The 16,659-nt window shown below is 65.1% G+C and carries 20 protein-coding genes and 1 other RNA gene; 7 read left to right on the top strand and 14 right to left on the bottom strand.

All coding sequences use genetic code 11. From position 1 onward, the window contains the following. Window positions 1-65 precede the first annotated feature (65 nt). On the top strand, window positions 66-482 hold the full coding sequence (locus tag C7451_RS06205) for an EVE domain-containing protein (protein ID WP_244181662.1): 417 nt from the start codon (window positions 66-68) through the stop codon (window positions 480-482). A gap of 61 nt (window positions 483-543) precedes the next feature. Next, the gene (locus tag C7451_RS06200) at window positions 544-726 is read left to right on the top strand and encodes a CsbD family protein (RefSeq protein WP_110298103.1); all 183 of its coding nucleotides are present in this window, start codon (window positions 544-546) and stop codon (window positions 724-726) included. 370 nt (window positions 727-1,096) lie between these two features. Here C7451_RS06200 and C7451_RS06195 read toward each other — a convergent pair whose 3' ends face one another. Both C7451_RS06195 and C7451_RS06190 read right to left on the bottom strand, forming a co-directional pair. Next, the gene (locus C7451_RS06195) at window positions 1,097-2,755 is read right to left on the bottom strand and encodes a thiamine pyrophosphate-binding protein (protein ID WP_110298102.1); all 1,659 of its coding nucleotides are present in this window, start codon (window positions 2,753-2,755) and stop codon (window positions 1,097-1,099) included. A gap of 26 nt (window positions 2,756-2,781) precedes the next feature. Beyond that, window positions 2,782-3,831 carry an isoaspartyl peptidase/L-asparaginase family protein gene (locus tag C7451_RS06190; protein ID WP_110298101.1) on the bottom strand — a complete coding sequence of 350 codons (1,050 nt, stop codon included), beginning with the start codon at window positions 3,829-3,831 and terminating at the stop codon, window positions 2,782-2,784. A 141-nt stretch (window positions 3,832-3,972) separates the two neighbouring features. On the opposite strand from C7451_RS06190, the gene C7451_RS06185 reads away from it, so the two are divergent. After that, window positions 3,973-4,440, top strand: coding sequence for a GNAT family N-acetyltransferase (locus C7451_RS06185; protein ID WP_110298100.1), 468 nt, complete (start codon window positions 3,973-3,975; stop codon window positions 4,438-4,440). A 3-nt stretch (window positions 4,441-4,443) separates the two neighbouring features. On the opposite strand, the gene C7451_RS06180 is transcribed toward C7451_RS06185, so the two are convergent. Continuing rightward, on the bottom strand, window positions 4,444-5,487 hold the full coding sequence (locus C7451_RS06180) for a DUF1176 domain-containing protein (RefSeq protein ID WP_110298099.1): 1,044 nt from the start codon (window positions 5,485-5,487) through the stop codon (window positions 4,444-4,446). An 87-nt stretch (window positions 5,488-5,574) separates the two neighbouring features. Here C7451_RS06180 and C7451_RS06175 point away from each other — a divergent pair, with 87 nt between their 5' ends. Next, window positions 5,575-6,444, top strand: coding sequence for a 3-hydroxyacyl-CoA dehydrogenase NAD-binding domain-containing protein (locus tag C7451_RS06175; protein WP_110298098.1), 870 nt, complete (start codon window positions 5,575-5,577; stop codon window positions 6,442-6,444). A gap of 82 nt (window positions 6,445-6,526) precedes the next feature. Continuing rightward, window positions 6,527-7,192 carry a DsbA family oxidoreductase gene (locus tag C7451_RS06170; protein ID WP_167398442.1) on the top strand — a complete coding sequence of 222 codons (666 nt, stop codon included), beginning with the start codon at window positions 6,527-6,529 and terminating at the stop codon, window positions 7,190-7,192. 21 nt (window positions 7,193-7,213) lie between these two features. Here C7451_RS06170 and rarD read toward each other — a convergent pair whose 3' ends face one another. After that, on the bottom strand, window positions 7,214-8,122 hold the full coding sequence (rarD, locus tag C7451_RS06165; protein ID WP_110298097.1) for an EamA family transporter RarD: 909 nt from the start codon (window positions 8,120-8,122) through the stop codon (window positions 7,214-7,216). Between the two features lie 9 nt (window positions 8,123-8,131). Then, entirely contained in the window at window positions 8,132-8,353 is a 222-nt protein-coding gene (locus C7451_RS06160; protein WP_110298096.1) for a hypothetical protein, read from the bottom strand. A gap of 189 nt (window positions 8,354-8,542) precedes the next feature. Here C7451_RS06160 and C7451_RS06155 point away from each other — a divergent pair, with 189 nt between their 5' ends. After that, window positions 8,543-8,923, top strand: coding sequence for a glycine zipper 2TM domain-containing protein (locus C7451_RS06155; protein ID WP_110298095.1), 381 nt, complete (start codon window positions 8,543-8,545; stop codon window positions 8,921-8,923). A gap of 62 nt (window positions 8,924-8,985) precedes the next feature. On the opposite strand, the gene C7451_RS06150 is transcribed toward C7451_RS06155, so the two are convergent. The 3 genes from C7451_RS06150 to C7451_RS06140 are packed head-to-tail and all read right to left on the bottom strand — an operon-like array spanning window position 8,986 to window position 11,716. Then, the gene (locus C7451_RS06150; protein ID WP_110298094.1) at window positions 8,986-9,282 is read right to left on the bottom strand and encodes a (2Fe-2S) ferredoxin domain-containing protein; all 297 of its coding nucleotides are present in this window, start codon (window positions 9,280-9,282) and stop codon (window positions 8,986-8,988) included. 29 nt (window positions 9,283-9,311) lie between these two features. Continuing rightward, complete coding sequence (locus C7451_RS06145; protein WP_110298258.1) at window positions 9,312-9,845, bottom strand: J domain-containing protein; 534 nt, start codon at window positions 9,843-9,845, stop codon at window positions 9,312-9,314. 32 nt (window positions 9,846-9,877) lie between these two features. Further along, window positions 9,878-11,716: a caspase family protein gene (locus C7451_RS06140; RefSeq protein WP_110298093.1), complete on the bottom strand. Its 1,839-nt coding sequence runs from the start codon at window positions 11,714-11,716 to the stop codon at window positions 9,878-9,880. A gap of 184 nt (window positions 11,717-11,900) precedes the next feature. Here C7451_RS06140 and C7451_RS06135 point away from each other — a divergent pair, with 184 nt between their 5' ends. Further along, on the top strand, window positions 11,901-12,092 hold the full coding sequence (locus C7451_RS06135; protein WP_110298092.1) for a hypothetical protein: 192 nt from the start codon (window positions 11,901-11,903) through the stop codon (window positions 12,090-12,092). Window positions 12,093-12,136: 44 nt separating this feature from the next. Here the strand turns inward: C7451_RS06135 and rnpB are convergent. The 6 genes from rnpB to C7451_RS06105 form a co-directional block, all read right to left on the bottom strand. Continuing rightward, an RNA gene (gene rnpB / locus C7451_RS06130) (RNase P RNA component class A) lies at window positions 12,137-12,545 on the bottom strand. Window positions 12,546-12,582: 37 nt separating this feature from the next. Continuing rightward, window positions 12,583-13,218, bottom strand: coding sequence for an N-acetylmuramoyl-L-alanine amidase (locus C7451_RS06125; RefSeq protein ID WP_244181700.1), 636 nt, complete (start codon window positions 13,216-13,218; stop codon window positions 12,583-12,585). 67 nt (window positions 13,219-13,285) lie between these two features. Next, window positions 13,286-14,230, bottom strand: a complete 945-nt coding sequence (locus C7451_RS06120; RefSeq protein WP_110298257.1) for a DMT family transporter — start codon at window positions 14,228-14,230, stop codon at window positions 13,286-13,288. Between the two features lie 67 nt (window positions 14,231-14,297). Next, window positions 14,298-15,167: a CheR family methyltransferase gene (locus C7451_RS06115; RefSeq protein WP_110298090.1), complete on the bottom strand. Its 870-nt coding sequence runs from the start codon at window positions 15,165-15,167 to the stop codon at window positions 14,298-14,300. Then, window positions 15,164-16,255, bottom strand: a complete 1,092-nt coding sequence (locus tag C7451_RS06110; RefSeq protein WP_110298089.1) for a chemotaxis protein CheB — start codon at window positions 16,253-16,255, stop codon at window positions 15,164-15,166. Before C7451_RS06110 ends, C7451_RS06115 begins: the two co-directional genes overlap by 4 nt. Window positions 16,256-16,280: 25 nt before the next feature. Next, a complete protein-coding gene (locus C7451_RS06105) occupies window positions 16,281-16,646 on the bottom strand; it encodes a response regulator (protein ID WP_110298088.1) in 366 nt (121 codons plus the stop codon). Between the last annotated feature and the right edge of the window lie 13 nt (window positions 16,647-16,659).

Raw genomic sequence — 16,659 nt, 5'->3', positions numbered from 1 at the left:
TCCGCAATAGCTGAGTCTCGAAGTTCGAGCGATGCGCTCACTTAGGCGCTCAGACGGGAAAAATCATGACCCAATATTGGCTGATGAAGTCCGAACCCGAGGAATATGGCTGGCACGACCTCGTGCGCGACGGCGAGGGGGTATGGGACGGGGTGCGCAACGCGCAGGCCTCGAACAACCTGAAAGCGATGCGCGAGGGCGATCTGGCGCTGTTCTACCATTCGCGCACCGGGCTGGAGGTCGTCGGCATCATGCGGGTGAGCGCGGCGGCGTTTCCCGATCCCAGGGACGAGACCGGGCGCTGGGTCGCGGTGAAGGTGCAGCCGGTCGATCCATTGAAGCGGCCGGTTTCGCTCAAGGCGATCAAGGCGAATCCGAAACTGGCCGATATGGCCATCCTGCGCCAGTCGCGCCTGTCGGTCGCTGGCGTAACTTGCGACGAATGGAAGGAGATTCTCCGGCTCGCCGGGAACGCCGAGTAAGGCCTTGCGTAAATGCTCCGAAGGCAGGCCTCCCCGACTTGCCGCAAGAAGGAGCATTATCATGGGTGAACTCAAGGACAAGGCCGCAGGCACCGCAAACGATCTGGCCGGCAAGGTCAAGGAAGGCATCGGTGCCGCCACCAACAACCCCGAACTCGAAGCCGAAGGCGAAGCGCAGCAGCTCAAGGGCAAGACCCAGAAGCTGAGCGGCGACGTGAAAGGCGCGTTCGGCGACAAGGTGTGATCTTCTGATCCACTTTGGCTGATTTGAAAAAACCGGCGTTCCCGAGCTAACAGGGAGCGCCGGTTTTTTTGTGTGCCGGGTGGTCAATCCCTCTCCCTTGATGGGAAAGGGCTGCGAAGACTTGGGCCGCATGGCCCTAGTCGAAGCGGGGTGAGGGTGAAGATGCGCCACCGTTCGCGCACATCACCCTCATCCAACTCCGCCTAGCTTCGCTGCGCTTAGCAAGGCTGCGTATCTTTCTCCCATCAAGGGAGAAGGTTTGAGTGGCGCGCAGTGTTAGCCCTCTCCCCTCCGAGAAAGAGGGTTGCGCAGGCTTGGTGCGCGCAGCGAACCTAGCCGGAGCTGGGAGAGGGGGCAGCAGCGGTTGAGGTCAGCGCTCCCGCAATCCCGTCACCGTCGCCCCGCTCGCGGCGATATTCTCGATATCGGTCTTCAGATGCAGTAGCTTCAGCCCCGGCTGCGCCAGCGCCTCGGCGAGCGCGGGGGCGAATTCCTCCGTCCGCTCGACCGTCGCCGCCCAGCCGCCATAGGCACGCGCGAGCATCGCGAAATCGGGATTGTGCAATGTGGTGGCAGAGAGCCGCGCCGGATATTCGCGCTCCTGGTGCATGCGGATGGTGCCGTACGCACCATTGTCGATCACCAGCACCAGCAGGTCCGCACCATATTGCACCGCGGTCGCCAGTTCCTGCCCGTTCATCAGGAAATCGCCATCTCCCGCCAGCGCTACCACCTTGCGGTGCTTGAGGCGCAGCGCGGCGGCGACGGCGGCGGGCACGCCATAGCCCATTGCGCCGGCGGTGGGCGCAAGCTGGCTCGGCTTTTCGCCATAAGGCCAGTAGCGGTGCCACCAGCCCGAAAAATTGCCCGCACCGTTGCAGATGACGGTATCGGCAGGCATCGCCTCGCGCATCGCCTTGACGCACTGGCCGAGATCGAGCGTAGCGCCGGTCGGCTGCGGGTCGGACCAGGCGAGCCATTCGGCATGCGCCTCGGCGCCGCTAGCGAAATGCACGTCGTCCTCATCCCATAGGGCGGCAGCTTCGGCAAACTCGTCCATGTCGGCGCAGAGCGGCAGGTCGGTGCGATAGACCCGGCCCAGCTCATTGGGGTCGGGATGGACATGCACCAGCGTCTGGCCGGGATGCTCGGTCGTGATCAGCGTATAGCCATCGGTGGTCGCCTCGCCCAGCCGCGCGCCGACCGCGAGGATCAGGTCCGCCGCCTTGACCCGCGCGACCAGCCTGGGATTGGGGCCATAGCCCAGATTGCCCGCCCATACCGGCGAGGCGTTGTCAAATGCGTCCTGCTGGCGGAAGGCGCAGGCCACCGGCAGGCCGATGCGCTCGGCAAAGATCCGGAAATTCGCGCGCGCCGACGGGGACCAGTCCGCCCCGCCGACGATCGCAATGGGGGCTTTCGCCTGGCCTAGCATCTCCATCAGCACGGCAAAGCCATTGGGGCAGACCGGTTGCGCCGGGCGGGTGACACGCGGGCGGTCGGCGACTTGCGCCACATCTTTCAGCATATCCTCGGGCAGCGCCAGCACCACCGGGCCGGGCCGTCCGGAGATCGCCACCGAAAAGGCGCGCGCGACATATTCGGGTATGCGCGCCGCATCGTCGATCCGCGCCGCCCATTTGCACAAGGGCGCGAACATCGCCTGGAAATCGACCTCCTGAAAGCCTTCGCGGTCCCTCATCCCCCGGTCGACATCGCCGATGAACAGCACCATCGGCTTGCTGTCCTGCATGGCGACATGCACTCCGATGCTGGCATTGGTAGCCCCCGGCCCGCGCGTGACGAAGGCGACGCCCGGCCGTCCGGTCATCGCGCCATCGGCACAGGCCATGAAGGTGACGCCGCCCTCCTGACGGCAGACCACGGTGTCGATTTCGGGCACATCGTGCAGAGCATCAAGCACCGCAAGGAAGCTCTCGCCCGGCACGGTGAAGATGCGGTCACAGCCCTGCGCCACCAGCTGATCGACAAGAATGCGCCCGCCGGTGCGGGGGGAAATGCCAGTCATCAAACGTCCTCGCCTGTTATCGTTGCTTATTCGTCGCCGTAGACGGCTACGCTGCTCGCCCCGGCACTTGTTGCCATGCCACGATACATGCCGGGCGTGCGGAAAGCATAGCCCTGATGGCCCCAGGGAGTGAGGTAGATGACCCCGCCGGTGCCGCCCAGATCGACCATCTCGGCCATCACCGCATCGACGATCTCCTGCACCTCTTCGGATGACAGCGCGGTGGCGAGCAGCCTGCCGCGCGCTGGTTCATCGAGCGGTGCGCCGCTGCGCTCGGCCTCCTGCGCCAGAAACTCGGCGCGTGCCTCGGCCTTCAGGCGGATGCGCGTGCAGATTTCGTGCGCCACGCCGACGCGAATGAAGAATTCGCCCGCGCCGGTGGCGGAGATCGCGCACGACCGGTCATCGGCATAGGTGCCTGCGCCGATCAGCGGCGAATCGCCGATGCGGCCATAGCGCTTGCCGGTCAGCCCCCCGGTCGAGGTACCTGCGGCGACATGGCCGTTGATGTCGCGCGCGACGGCGCCGACCGTGCCGTATTTCATGTCGACATCGAACCAGCCCGTGCTGTTGGCCTTCAATTCCTCTAGCTGGCGCAGGCGCTCGGGCGTGCCGAAATAGGCGTTGTCGACTTGGGTAAGGCCCATTTCCGCCGAGAAGCGGTCCGCCCCTTCGCCGGAGAGCAGCACATGCGGGCTGTCTTCCATCACCTTGCGCGCAAGCAGGATCGGGTTTTTCGTATGGTGCGCGCGGGCGATGGCGCCGGCGGTGCGGTTCGCCCCGTTCATCACCGCCGCATCGAGCTCGATCTTGCCCTCATAGGTATAGACCGATCCGTGCCCGGCGTTGAAATGCGGATCGTCCTCCAGCACGACGATCGCCGCCTCGACCGCGTCCAGTGCGCTGCCGCCCTGCGCCAGGATCTCCGATCCCGCCGCCAGCGCCCGATCGAGCCCGGCGCGCGCGCCCGCATCGGCTTCTGCGCTCAGACGGCCGCGTTCGAATTGGCCCGATCCGCCATGAATGACCAGCGACCAGCCATGATCGGCGGTGGTTTCGGACAAAACATCGGACATGGGGGCAGGCTCCGGGTGAGGCGGGGAAACAGGGGGCCGCGATTAGGCGGCTTTGCCCTTCCACGCAAACTTTGTGTGGATTGATCCGCCCTACCGTCGCAATGTCCGGGCAGGGGCAAAGGTTCCATCCGGGGGAAGACGATGCAAGCGCAGATCACGATTGCCGAAGACGATTTGACCGGTGCGGATATTGTCGCGTTGCTGCGCTATCACCTCGATCAGATGGTCCGGCACTCGCCGATATGCTCGGTCCATGCCTTTCCCGTCGAGCGGCTGCGCGCGCCCGATGTCAGCTTCTACGCGTTGCGCGTCGACGGCCAGCTCGCCGCGTGCGGCGCGCTCAAGCAGATCGACGCAAGCCATGGCGAACTGAAGTCGATGCGCACCGATCCGAAATTCCTGCGACGCGGCCTTGGCGAGGCGATGCTGCTGCACCTGATGGCCGAGGCGCGGGCGCGGGGCTATGCGCGGCTGAGCCTGGAAACCGGCAAGCCCGAGCCCTTTCACGCGGCGCATGCGCTCTATCGCAAGCACGGTTTCAGCGAATGTCCGCCCTTTGGCGATTACACCGAAGACCCGTTCAGCCTGTGCATGACGCGGGCGCTATGACCATCACCTGACGACCGATACGTCCGTCACCCAGACGCGCGGCCAGTCCCACGCGCCGCGGCAGTCGTCCATCACATGGCGCTCGGCCAGGCGGAACTGCTCGCCATCCCAGACATATTGACTGGCGGTGCCGCAATCGCCGAGGCCGCGCCCCTTGGCGAACTCGGCCAGGCGGCCGGTGGCCGGTTCGAAGCTGGCATTGACCACCTGGGCAACGTCCGCATTCTCGCCCCAGCCGGTCTCGCTGTCGAACCTTGCCCTGGTGAAGGTCCAGTCGGCATTGGGGTCCTCCATCGGACGCTCGGCGATCATCACCGCAGATCCGAAATTATACGCCCCCGAATCGCATGCGATCAGCACCAGCGCCATGTCCCTGCCGCCGCGCTGTCCCAGTGGCTCGACCGTGTCCTCGGCACCTTCCATGCGATATTCGCATCCCGTCTCGGCGATGACCTCCGGATAGCGCTTGAGATCGGGCAGCGCGATCAGCTTGGTGGCGGCGCGGGCGATCAGCTCGGGCGCAGCGGGGGGCAGGGCAGTATCGGGCTTCGGACCAGTGGCGACGATCGCGCCCGAGGTTCCCGCGCGCTGCTGGATGGCATCGATATAGCGCAAGGCCGCCGATGATCCGGCGAGCGAGATCGGGATCGCACTTTCATCCGAAAGCTTCACGCTGGCCGACTTGCCATTGGCGAGCGCGCGCGCGGTGGCCATCGATCGTGTCTCGTCGAGCCAGGTATCGCCCTCGCTGTCCGGCTCGCCGGTGAGCGGCGCCGCGCCATCGATCACCAGCGTGGCTGCGCCCTTGGCCTGCTCTTCCTGCGGGCGCAGCACGATGCGGAAGCGCGCATCGGGCCCTCCCTCGCGGCGGATGCGCACGACCTGCGCGGTGAACAGCTCGCTGCTGTCATCCGACAGCGTTCCCGCCTCGCACGACCAGATATTGTCGCAGGCGACATACCAGTCCTTGAAGATCCTGACCTCGCCCGGAACCGGGCCTGTCGGGGATGCGGCGGCGGCAGCGAGCAGCAGAAACGGGCTGAACATCGTGGATTTTCGCTCCTAGCCAGACTCGGGGTCTTGGGTTATGCGCCGGCCCTATCCGATTCCGGCAGCAGCAGAAAGAGGTGCATCATGGATAAAATGGCAGTCATCGGCGCAGGCCAGATGGGCGCAGGCATCGCGCAGGTCAGCGCGCAGGCCGGCATCCACGTGTTCCTCTCCGACGTCTCGGTCGAGCTGGCGGAAAAGGGCAAGGCGGGGATCGGCAAGCAGCTGGCGCGCGCGGTCGACAAGGGCAAGATGGAGGCGAGCGAGGCCGAAGCGGTGCTGGGCCGCATCCAGCCGGTGGGCGATTATGCCCCGATGGCCGAAGCGGGCCTCATCATCGAGGCGGCGACCGAGCGCGAGGACATCAAGCGTGCGATCTTCGAGGCTGTCGGAAAGGTGCTTGGCGCAGACGCGATCCTTGCGAGCAACACCTCCTCGATCCCGATCACGCGCATGGCCGCCGCCAGCCCCGATGCGTCACGCTTCGTCGGCGTGCATTTCTTCAACCCCGTGCCGGTGATGGGGCTGATCGAGCTTATCCGCGGCCTTGCCACCTCCGACGCGACGGTCGATGCGGTGCGCGGCTATGCGGAGCGGATCGGCAAGCGCGTGGTCCAGGCCAATGACGCGCCGGGCTTCATCGTCAACCGCATCCTGCTGCCGATGCTCAACGAGGCCTGCTTCGCGCTGGGCGAGGGCGTGGCGACGATTCCGGACATCGACGCGGCGGTGCAGCTCGGGCTCAACCACCCGATGGGGCCGCTGACGCTGGCCGATTTCATCGGGCTCGACACCTGCCTCAGCATCACCCAGGTGCTGCACAGCACCACCGGCGACCCCAAATTCCGTCCGGCGCCGCTGCTGGTCAAATATGTCGAGGCCGGCTGGCTGGGCCGCAAGACCAAGCGCGGTTTCTACGACTATTCGGGCGAAACCCCGGTGCCGACACGCTGAGTGTCAACTGTTGCTGACAGGCCCGGCGGATTGCGATAGACTTCGCGCCGTCGGGCCAGGCTGCATTACTCGGAGACCGCTGATGACTTCCCACAAGCTCAAGATCGATATCGTCTCCGACGTGGTCTGCCCGTGGTGCATCATCGGCTACAAGCAGCTCGAAAAGGCGCTCGAGATGGTGGGCGACGATGTCGAGGCAGACATCACCTGGCATCCGTTCGAGCTCAACCCGAAGATGGTGCCCGAAGGCGAGGCGATTTCCGAGCATGTCGCGCGCAAATACGGCGCGACGCCGCAGCAGAGCGCAGGCAACCGCCAGCGGCTGACCGAGCTCGGCGACCGGCTGGGTTTCGCGTTCCAGTACGGCCCGGACATGCGTATCTACAACACGTTCAAGGCGCACCAGCTGCTCACCTGGGCGGGGGACATCTATGGCAGCGCGGCACAGACGCGGCTGAAGCTGGCGCTGTTCGCAGCCTATTTCCAGCGCAATCTCGACGTCAGCGACGAGGAGGTGCTGCTGCAGGTCGTCGCCGATACCGGGCTCGATGCCGATGAAGGCCGCGCGGTGCTCAACGATCCCGACAACGAGGCTGAAGTCCGCGCGCATCTCGACCACTGGATCGAACAGGGCATCAGTGGCGTTCCCGCGATCATCTTCGACGGCAAGTATCTGGTCCCCGGCGCGCAGGAAGCAGAAACCTTCGTCAACGTGATCCGCAAGGTGCGCGACAAGGCGCTGGCCTGACCGCCAGCAGCCCAGGCGGCATCACGCCGCCTGTTGCGCCAGCCGTGCGGCCCTCGAGCGGCGCACGCCATCCAGACAGAAGACCACCACCGCGCTCCAGATCAGCGAAAAGCAGATCGCGTGCGCGCGGGTGAACGGCTCGTCATAGACGAAGACGCCGAGCATGAACTGGATGGTCGGGCCGATGAACTGGACGAAGCCGAGCGTCGAAAGCGGCATCTTGCGCGCCGCGCTGGCGAACAGCAGCAAGGGCGCGGTGGTGATCGCGCCGCCGGCGATCAGGAACGCATCGGTATAGGTGGAATAGCCGAAGCCCGGCGTCGGGTCGTACAGGTGCGCCCAGAGCGCATAGCCGATCGCGAAGGGCAGCAGCAGCACCGTTTCGCAGGCCAGGCCGGGCAGGGAACCGACCGGCGCCATCTTGCGGACCATGCCATACAGGCCGAACGAGCCAGCCAGCGACAGGCTGATCCAGATCGACGCCAGCGACTCGCTTGCCAGCACCAGCACGCCCGCTGCCGCCAGCGTGATCGCGATCATCTGCGTGCGGTTCATGCGCTCGCCGAAGAACAGGACGCCAAGCGCCACGTTGATCAGCGGATTGATGTAATAGCCCAGGCTTCCCGCGAGGATGTGCTGGTTGGTGATCGCCCAGATATAGATCAGCCAGTTGGCTGCGATCAGCGTGGTGCTGGCGATCATGAACCGCCGGGTGCGCGGATCGGCGATCGCGGTGCGGAATTCGTGCAGCGACTTGCGTGCCCAGAGGATCGCCAGCACCAGCAGCACCGACCACATCACCCGGTGCGCGACGATTTCGACCGGGGAAATGCCCTGCAGCTGCTTGAAGAACAGCGGCATGAAGCCCCAGATCGTATAGGCGCCTACCGCTTCGGGCAGGCCATTCAGGCGCTTGGCATCACCGCTCATGGCGGCGCGTTAGAGGATGCCGCCGCCCAGCGATAGCCGGATAATGCATACGGCCAGCACGATCAGGCACAGGTTGCGCCCGCTGTTGCTGCTCGACAGAAAGCCCAGCAGCACACCGACGAGCGCGATCGGCACGATCAGCCAGTTGAGCGCACCGAGCAGTGGAAGGAAGGCCGGGATCGCGAGCACGAGCGCGACCAGGCCGATGATGATCGAGAGGATGTTGAGCATGTGTCTTATATGGATAAGACAGCGCTTCGTTGCAAGAGTTTTCACGGTTCATCGCTGAAAAAGCTCGTTTCACCGGCAAAACCGTCGGATTCCGCCTTGTTGTTTCCCGTTCATGAAACTGCCTTTGAGGATGAATGTTGTTAGGTTCGAGCCGGGCCAAACGTCCGGAGCATCATGTGGAGACAAACCATGCTGAACCTTGCCCTTGCCAGCGCCGCCGCGTTCCTGAACCCCGCGCCCGCTGCCCCTGCCGCGCTTCCGGTGAGCACCAATTTCTATGCGCAGGAAGCTGCCGATTTCCAGCGTCGGGACGAACGCCGCGCCTATCGCGAAGGCCGTCGTGACGGTCGCCGCGAGGCCCGCGATCGCTACTGGCGCGGTAATGACGGTCGCTACTATTGCCGCCGCGACAACGGCACCACCGGTCTGCTGGTCGGAGCAGGCGTCGGCGCCCTGGCCGGTAACGCCATTGCAGGCCGCGGCGACAAGACCCTCGGCGCCGTGATCGGCGGCCTGGGTGGCGCAGCGATCGGTCGCGAGATCGACCGCGGCAACGTGCGCTGCCGCTAAGTTTTTCGCGTCTTCCCTGACCGAAGTGAACGGCCTCTCCCGGGAACGGGAGGGGCCTTTTGCTATGCGGACAGCTGTTCGGCGAGCCGGTCGATATCGGCATCCTCGCGCACGATCTGCCAGCGATCGGGCTGGCGCGTGTCGATCAGGACCACGCCCTTTTTCGGGCAGATGTCGAGGCAGGGCACCTCGATCACGCCGAGCCGCGCCTTGCGGCCCTTGCCAGCGGGCAGGCGGCGCTTCAGCGCCTTGGCGAGCGAGCGGTCGCCCTCTGGGCCGAAACTGGCCTTGGCGCGCTTGCTGCACTTCTTGCACACCAGCAGCGCATGCGACCAGTTGGCGTTGATTTCGGTTTTCATGGACGACAGATAGGGGCGCAGCGGCCCGATTACACGCCCTTCCAGGTCTTTCGCTCCTCGGCGCTGCGCAGCACAGCATAGGCCGCCTGGATTGCCTGAAAGCGCGCGGCGGCTTCCTTGTCACCCTGGTTGGTATCGGGGTGATTGGCCTTGGCGAGGCGGCGATAGGCCTTTTTCACGTCCTCGAACTCGGCATGGACATCGCATTCGAGCACGTCGAGCGCGCGCATCTCGTCACGGCTGCGCGATCCGTCGCCCGAGCCGGTCCAGCCGTGAAAGGCGGATTCGCGATAACCCGAAGCGTCGCGCTGCTCTTCGGCCGCCCGCGCCGCTGCCTCTTCCTTGTCGAGGCCCGCGAAATAGTCCCAGCCCTGGTTGTATTCGGCCGCATGGCGTTCGCAGAAATACCAGCGATCGCGGCTGTTGGGCGATTTTGGCGCAGGGCAGTTGCCCGGCTGATCGCAGCCATGCCGGTCGCACATCCGCACCTGTTGCGCGTCACGCGAAGCGCCATAGCCCCGCCAGCGCGGGAAACCCCAGTCGGTGGATCGTCTGCCTGCCATCACGCGCATTTAGCGATGCGAGCGGGGAAGGGCTAGGGGGTAGCGCGATCGGGCAGCACGATGCTGGCAAGCACGGCGCGCCGACCCGGATCGAGTTCCTTGTGCGAAAGCGCCAGCCTGGCCCAGTAGTCGGCCTCCTTGGGCGAGCGCGGTACGCCCAACCCGTCCGCATGGCGCCGCGCTTGAAGGAACTGCGACCCTGCAAAGCCGCCGCTAGCCCCGCGCGTGCAGTGGCGCTCGGCCTCGGCGCTGCTCAGCGCATTGCGGAAATAAGCCAGTTCGCACAACCAATGGTCGCCCTCGCGATTGCCCTTGTCGGCGAGCGCATTGAGCATCGTCGTGGCGGTCTTCGTATCGCCGATATGTGCTCCCAGAGCGAACATAGCGAAGGGATGGCCCTTGGCGGCTGCCTGTTCGAACAGAGTGCGTGCCCGGTCCGTTAGTGCCTTAATCTTCGCCAGATCGCGCTCGCTGCGTGCCTCGACGATCAGCAGATCGCCCAGATGCGACTTGGCTTTGGCATAATCCTGCGCTGCTGAAAGCTCGTAGAGTTCGCGGGCGCGCGCCGCTTCCTGCGGCGCATGCGCGCGCAGGAAATAGCCCAGTTCCAACTGCCCTGCGGGATGTCCCTTCGCGGCAGATTTCTCGAGCCAGGTGCGGGCTGCGACCAGATCTTTTGGCAGGCCCACCCCGAATTCGTACATATAGCCCAGCAGATATTGCGCCACCGGATCGTCGTTCGTTTCCGCTGCGGTTACCAGCGAAGGCACGTTCGACCGGGTCAGCAGATCGGCGACGAGATAGGGTTCGTCCTCGGTCCCCAAGCGTTCCAGCGTCAAGTCGGCAAGCAGAGTCATCGTCTGCGGCATCATCATCAGCAGCGCGCCGGGGCTGCTGCGAATCGCCCCCGTGCGGACACGGGCGGTGGGGGCAGGCGCCCCTGCAATCCCGCCGATCGCCGCGCCTGCGGGCGGCTTTATGGCATTCTGCGTCGAACTGCCGGGAAGCGGCATCAGGAAGAAATCCTCGCGAAACTGCCCGTAGCGCACCGGATATTGCGCCGGATCGATCACCGGTCGTGTGCGCTCCTCGACATCGCGCGCGACGATCTTGAGATACTGGTCGAGTTCCAGCCCCGGCGTGGCGCTGTACTTGGCGATCGCGGCGGCAAACGGGCTGATCGCATCGGCCTCGGGCGGGGCATCGTCGAGCGCCGGACTGCCCTTGACGGTTGAATAGAACACCACGCCCTTGCCGCCGCGCGGCAGACCGATGGTGCTCACCGTTCCATCGCGCCCGCCGGGGTCGAGATCGGTCAGTTCGACCACCGCATCGAACGAGCGGCAGGCATCGAGAAAGAACAGGTTGAACCGCTTCGCCCGGGCCGCCCCCATCAGCGCATCGAGCGGCAGGAAATGCTCGGCGAGCCCGTTCTTGCTGGCATATCGCGGAGCATCGACGGGGACGAGATAATTCTCTCCGCCAAATTCGAAGCCATGGCCGGCATAATAGATCAGCGCGGTATCGGCCAAAGCGGAGAGCGATGCAAACTCGTCGACGGCCCTGCGCGCAGCGGCAGCGTTGACATCGACCAGCCGGATCACCCGGAACCCGGCCTGGGCAAAGACATCGCACAGCCGTTCGACGTCATTGGCCGCGTTGTTCAGCCCGTCCCAGTCCGCCCCGTCATAGCCGCCATTCCCGATCAGCAACGCTACCCGCTGCGTTTGCGCCGCCGCCCCGCATTCCTTGCGCCCGGCGCCGGGTTTGCTCAAGGGCGCCTGTGCAGAGGCGACCATGGGCGCCATGGCGGCCAGCGTTAGAGCCGCCCCGGAGAGCAGATGATGAACCAGCGACTTTGGCGTCCCCATGGCGATCCCCCTGATCTGGGGGGGAAACTACAGCCGGCGCGGCAATTGCGCAACGGCCACGCCCCCTTCATCGCTCCCCCATGTCGTTCGTCGAACGCTAAGGGTCTTGAAACCACTGGCCTGCTAACTACCTCGCATCCGCAGCATAGATTGCAATTCAAGACGTTTCAGGGATTTGCCGACAATGAGCCGCCAGTTGATGTTCGCAGCCATGCTCTCCATCGCGATGATGGCGACGTTCGTGCTCGGCTCCACGGCTTATGCCGGTGGCGATGCGGCGCAGGATTTTGCGCAGTGCGATCTTGAAGAGCTGGAGCAGTCGCCCGCATCGATCGACTATTCGGTGCCGTCGAAGCTGGTGCTTGCCTCGCTCTGAGGCTTGCGGGGGAGGGGCGTTTCGCGCTCGCCCGATTCAGGAAAATCGCCAGAGGGTCTGTAAGCCGGGTTCTGTCCTGACCGTTGCCGGTCATGGGCAGCCATTCCTCTAGGCGGGGCATTGCTGCACCGCTCAAGCAACCAACCCGGGCGGCAAGGGGCCGAAACTCCCCTGGGACGCGCCTCCGACTTGCGGAAACCGTATCGCCAAATCCGCCCCTATTCGGTCTTGCTCCGGATGGGGTTTACCGTGCCGCGAACCGTTGCCGGCCGCGCGGTGCGCTCTTACCGCACCCTTTCACTGTTACCGGGCCGAAGCCTGTGGCAACCTGCTTTCTGTTGCACTGTCCCTGGGGTCGCCCCCGCCGGGCGTTACCCGGCATCCCTGTTTCGTGGAGCCCGGACTTTCCTCGCCCCCGTTCTTCAACGGGGCCGCGGCTGCCCGACCCTCTGGCTGCGTGCGGCCTAGCGCGGAACGGGGCAAAGCGCAATCAGCGCGTGCGCCCCGCATCGCGGTCGAGCAGCAGGGCGAACAGGATCGCGCGGCATTCGCCGTCGATCTCGCCGGTGATCGTGCCGGGCCGCCAGCGCCGCTGGAAGGCGGTGGTCGCCGCGCGACCGTCGGAAATGTCATAGCCGAAGCGTTCGAGCGCGAGCATGAACGCGCCGTCGCTCCAATAGGGATCGACCAGCCGCCCGTCGGGGATGGGAAGCGCCAGCCGCACGCGCGCCAGCCGCTGCCAGTCGAACAACTCACCCGGATCCTGCTTGCGCGCAGGCGCGATGTCGCTGTGCCCGACCACATTGGCGCGCGGGATGTTGTAGCGGTCGACAATGTCGGCAACGAGCGGGATCAGCGCCGACATCTGTTCCTCGGGGAAGGGGCGATAGCCGAATTCATGCCCCGGATTGACGATCTCTATGCCGATGCTGGCGCTGTTCACATCGGTGATGCCGCGCCAGTGCGAGCGGCCTGCATGCCAGGCGCGGCCCGATTCCTCGACCATGCGGATGATCTGGCCGTCCTCGGTCACGACATAATGGGCGGACACCTTGGAGGCGGGATTGGCCAGCCATTCGATGGCGGAGGGCGCATCGGGCATGCCGGTATAGTGCAGCACCAGCATGGTGATCGGCAGCTTGCGCTCGTCGAAATTGGGCGACGGGGTGTCGATCAAGCCGCCATTCCTTCCGTCATGACCGTGTGCCTTCCTTCATCAGCCGCGCTTCGGCGAGCTCGCGCGCCTTCTGGGCGTTGCGGACCGCCACGATAGACACGCCCAGCAGCGCGATCAATCCGCCAGCGATCATCAGCCAGGTGAGCGGCGTGCCGAACCACCAGGTGGCAAAGGCGACCGAGATGACCGGGGTGGGGATGGTGAGCGGGCTGACGGTGGAGACGCTGTGCCTCTGCAGCAGCCACACCATCGCGCCATGCCCGCCGATGCTGGAGCCGATGGCGGCATAGGCGGTCCAGGCATAGGTTTCGGCGCTGAGGTGCGGCAATAGCGCCATGCCATCGGGTTCTAGCAGTAGCGCAAAGGGCAGGATGACGAGCGAGCCGATCAGCCCCAGCCAGCCGCTGATGTTGAGCACGCCAATGCCGCCCAGATTGCGCTGGATCAGCGTCGCGGTGGCCCAGATCAGGCTGCCGACAGCGGAGATGGCGATCGCTGGCAGTTCCTTGCCTGCCGCCGGATCGAACACCAGCAGCAACACGCCGAACAGCGCCAGCACGATGCCGATCAGGCGGGGAATGCCGATCTTCTCCTTGAGAAAGATGACCGCGAGGATCAGCGAGAAGGGCACGCCGAGCTGGCCTGCAATGGCCAGCGCGCTGACATTGTTGGTCACCTTGAGCGACAGGCCCACCGCGACATAGAACAGCCCACCGCTGAGCACGCCCAAGGTACAGATCAGCTTCATCCGCCCCGGCACAATGCGCAGGAAGGGCAGGCAGACAACGGCCACGATCGCCTGGCGCAGGAACGCGCCGGGCAGCGCGCCGGCGCTGTCCACAGCCGATTTCATGGCGATGATATTGAACCCCCACAGAAGCATCATCATCACGGCCACGGCCCAGTCGAGGCGGTTGAAGCCGCGGTCGGGCAGGTCTTGAAGTTGCGAATCGGGCTGCATGCGCGCAGGCATAGGACAAATGCCGGTGCAGGACAGCCTTTTGCTGCGTGTGCGAAGGATCAGCGGGTCAGGACAGCGGCGGCGGCAGCGCCGATCGCCCGCTCAGTCCCGGCGTGGCCTTGCAATACAGGCCGCGCATTTCGCGCGTACCGGAAAAGAGCTGGGTCTGGTCCATCACGGTTTCCGCCGCGCCCAGCATCAGCAGGCCGTCATCCTCGAGCGCGCGTTCGAGCTTGGCATAGGCAATCGCCCGGGTTTCCGGCGCGAAGTACATCAGCACGTTGCGGCACAGAATGATATCGAACCTGCCGGGATCGGTGCGCGGCTTGAGGATGTTTTCCTGCTGGAACTGCACCATCTGCTGGAGGCGCGGGTCGATGATCCAGTCGTCGCCATCCTGGGCGAAATAGCGCAGCATGTAATCGACCGAAAGGCCGCGCTGAATCTCGAACTGGCTGTAGCGGCCCGATCGTGCCTTGGCGATGACCGCAGCGGAAATGTCGGTTCCGATAATCTCGATCTTCCAGTCGGCCCATAGCTCGCGGTCGCTGTCGATCAGCATCGCGACCGAATAGGCTTCCTGGCCGGTCGATGTGCCTGCGCACCAGATGCGCAGGGTCTTGCGGCTGGCCCGACGCTGGCGCAGCATGGGCAGCGCCTCGCTGCGCAGCGAGGCGAACAGCGCTATGTCTCGGAAGAAGAAGCTTTCGTTGTTGAGCATCAGTTCCAGCGATTCCTGCAGCAGCCTCTCGTTTTCCGGGTCGGACAGCACGGCAACCAGCGCGTCCAGATCAGGGATGCCGTGCTGCTTCAGCAGTGGCGCCAGCGCGGTCTGTATGCGCCAGTAGCGGCTGGGCGCAATCTGCTGGCCGGTGCGGTTTTCCAGTAGGCCGGCCAGGATGCGCGTTGCATCCGCCGCAGGTTGGGCGTGCATCATGCGTCCTCCAGCCAGCATTCGGCGATGAAACGGGCGATTTCGGCAGGTGGCAGCATCACGCTGGCCAGCCCGGCGCGCGCGACGCTGCCGGGCATGCCCCAGACGGTGCTGGTATCGACATCCTGAACATAGATCGGCGCTCCTTGTTCGGCGAGAATGCGCGCGCCGGCCAGGCCATCGGAACCCATTCCGCTCAACATCACACCCGCCGCATTCGCGCCGAAACAGCGTGCGACGGACTCCAGCATCGGATCGACCGAGGGCTTGTAGGCGCTGGCCGACCAATCGGGCCGCAGCACGATGCGGACGTCGCCATTGGCGCGTTCGAGCCCGAGATGGGCATCGCCCGGGGCGCAGTAGACATGGCCCCGCCGCAACCAGGCACCATGGCTCGCCACGTGCACCGGCCGAAGGTCCAGCTCTTCGATATGCCGCGCAAAATGCGGCATGAACTCGGGCGGCAGATGCTGGGTGATCAGGATCGGGGCATCGACCCGGGGGTCTAGTGCGCCCAGCAATTCGTGGATGGCGGGAATGCCGCCGGTCGACGATCCGATCGCGATGCACTGAAGCGCGCATGGCTTGTGGATCGGGCGGGTGACGACGACCGGCCGTGCGGCGCGCGCGGTCGGCGGTTCGGCCAGCACCTGCAGGCGCTGGTGCAGCGCTTCGACGAACGCATCATGGTAGAAATGGCGGTCGGGCTTGGCTAGCGTGTCGCTGGCCCCCATGGCCAGTGCCTTGATCGTGGCGGGCGCGCCTATGCCGCAATGCGAGGACAGCGCCAGGATTCGGGCCGGATACCCAGCCTGCAGCAGATCGGCCATCGCATCCAGCCCGTCGCGATCGGGCATCTCGATATCGAGGAGGATGATGTCGACGGTATGCCCTTGCAGAAAGGCCAGAGCGGCATGGGCCGATACGACGCTGGCTGCGACTCCGAACCCGGGAAGCGAATCGACGATACGGTGGACGATCGAGCGCGTCACCAGACTATCATCGACAATCAGGACGCGGCAGTCCGCGACCAGGGGCGGCACCCCATAAGGTCCGGGGCGGGCTGTCGCCCCCTCTACCGATCGTGGCATTGCGCGACGCCCCCTGAATCGCGGGTCAGGCGCAGCCGACAATTTGCAGTTTGCTGTGCAGCGTTTCGCGGTCGAAGGGTTTCATCACATATTCGTCGGCGCCCGCCTCGATCGCCGCCTGGATATGTCCCCTGCCATTTTCGGTCGTGCAGAAAACGACCTTGGGGCGATCGCCGCCCTCTTCCTTGCGCAGTGCACAGAGAAATTCCATTCCGCCCATCACCGGCATGTTCCAGTCGAGCAGCACGACGTCGGGCATCGCACGACCGCACTGTTCCAGCGCTTCGCTGCCATCGGCAGCTTCCACAACGGCGAAATCCAGCGTCTCGAGAATGTGCCGCGCGACCTTGCGGATCACCTTGCTGTCGTCAACGACCAGACATGTTTTCATCAAAGCGGCCTCC

The organism is Blastomonas natatoria, assembly GCF_003201955.1.
In the GTDB taxonomy this organism is placed as follows: domain Bacteria; phylum Pseudomonadota; class Alphaproteobacteria; order Sphingomonadales; family Sphingomonadaceae; genus Blastomonas; species Blastomonas natatoria.
This window is presented reverse-complemented; position numbering and strand designations above follow the sequence as displayed.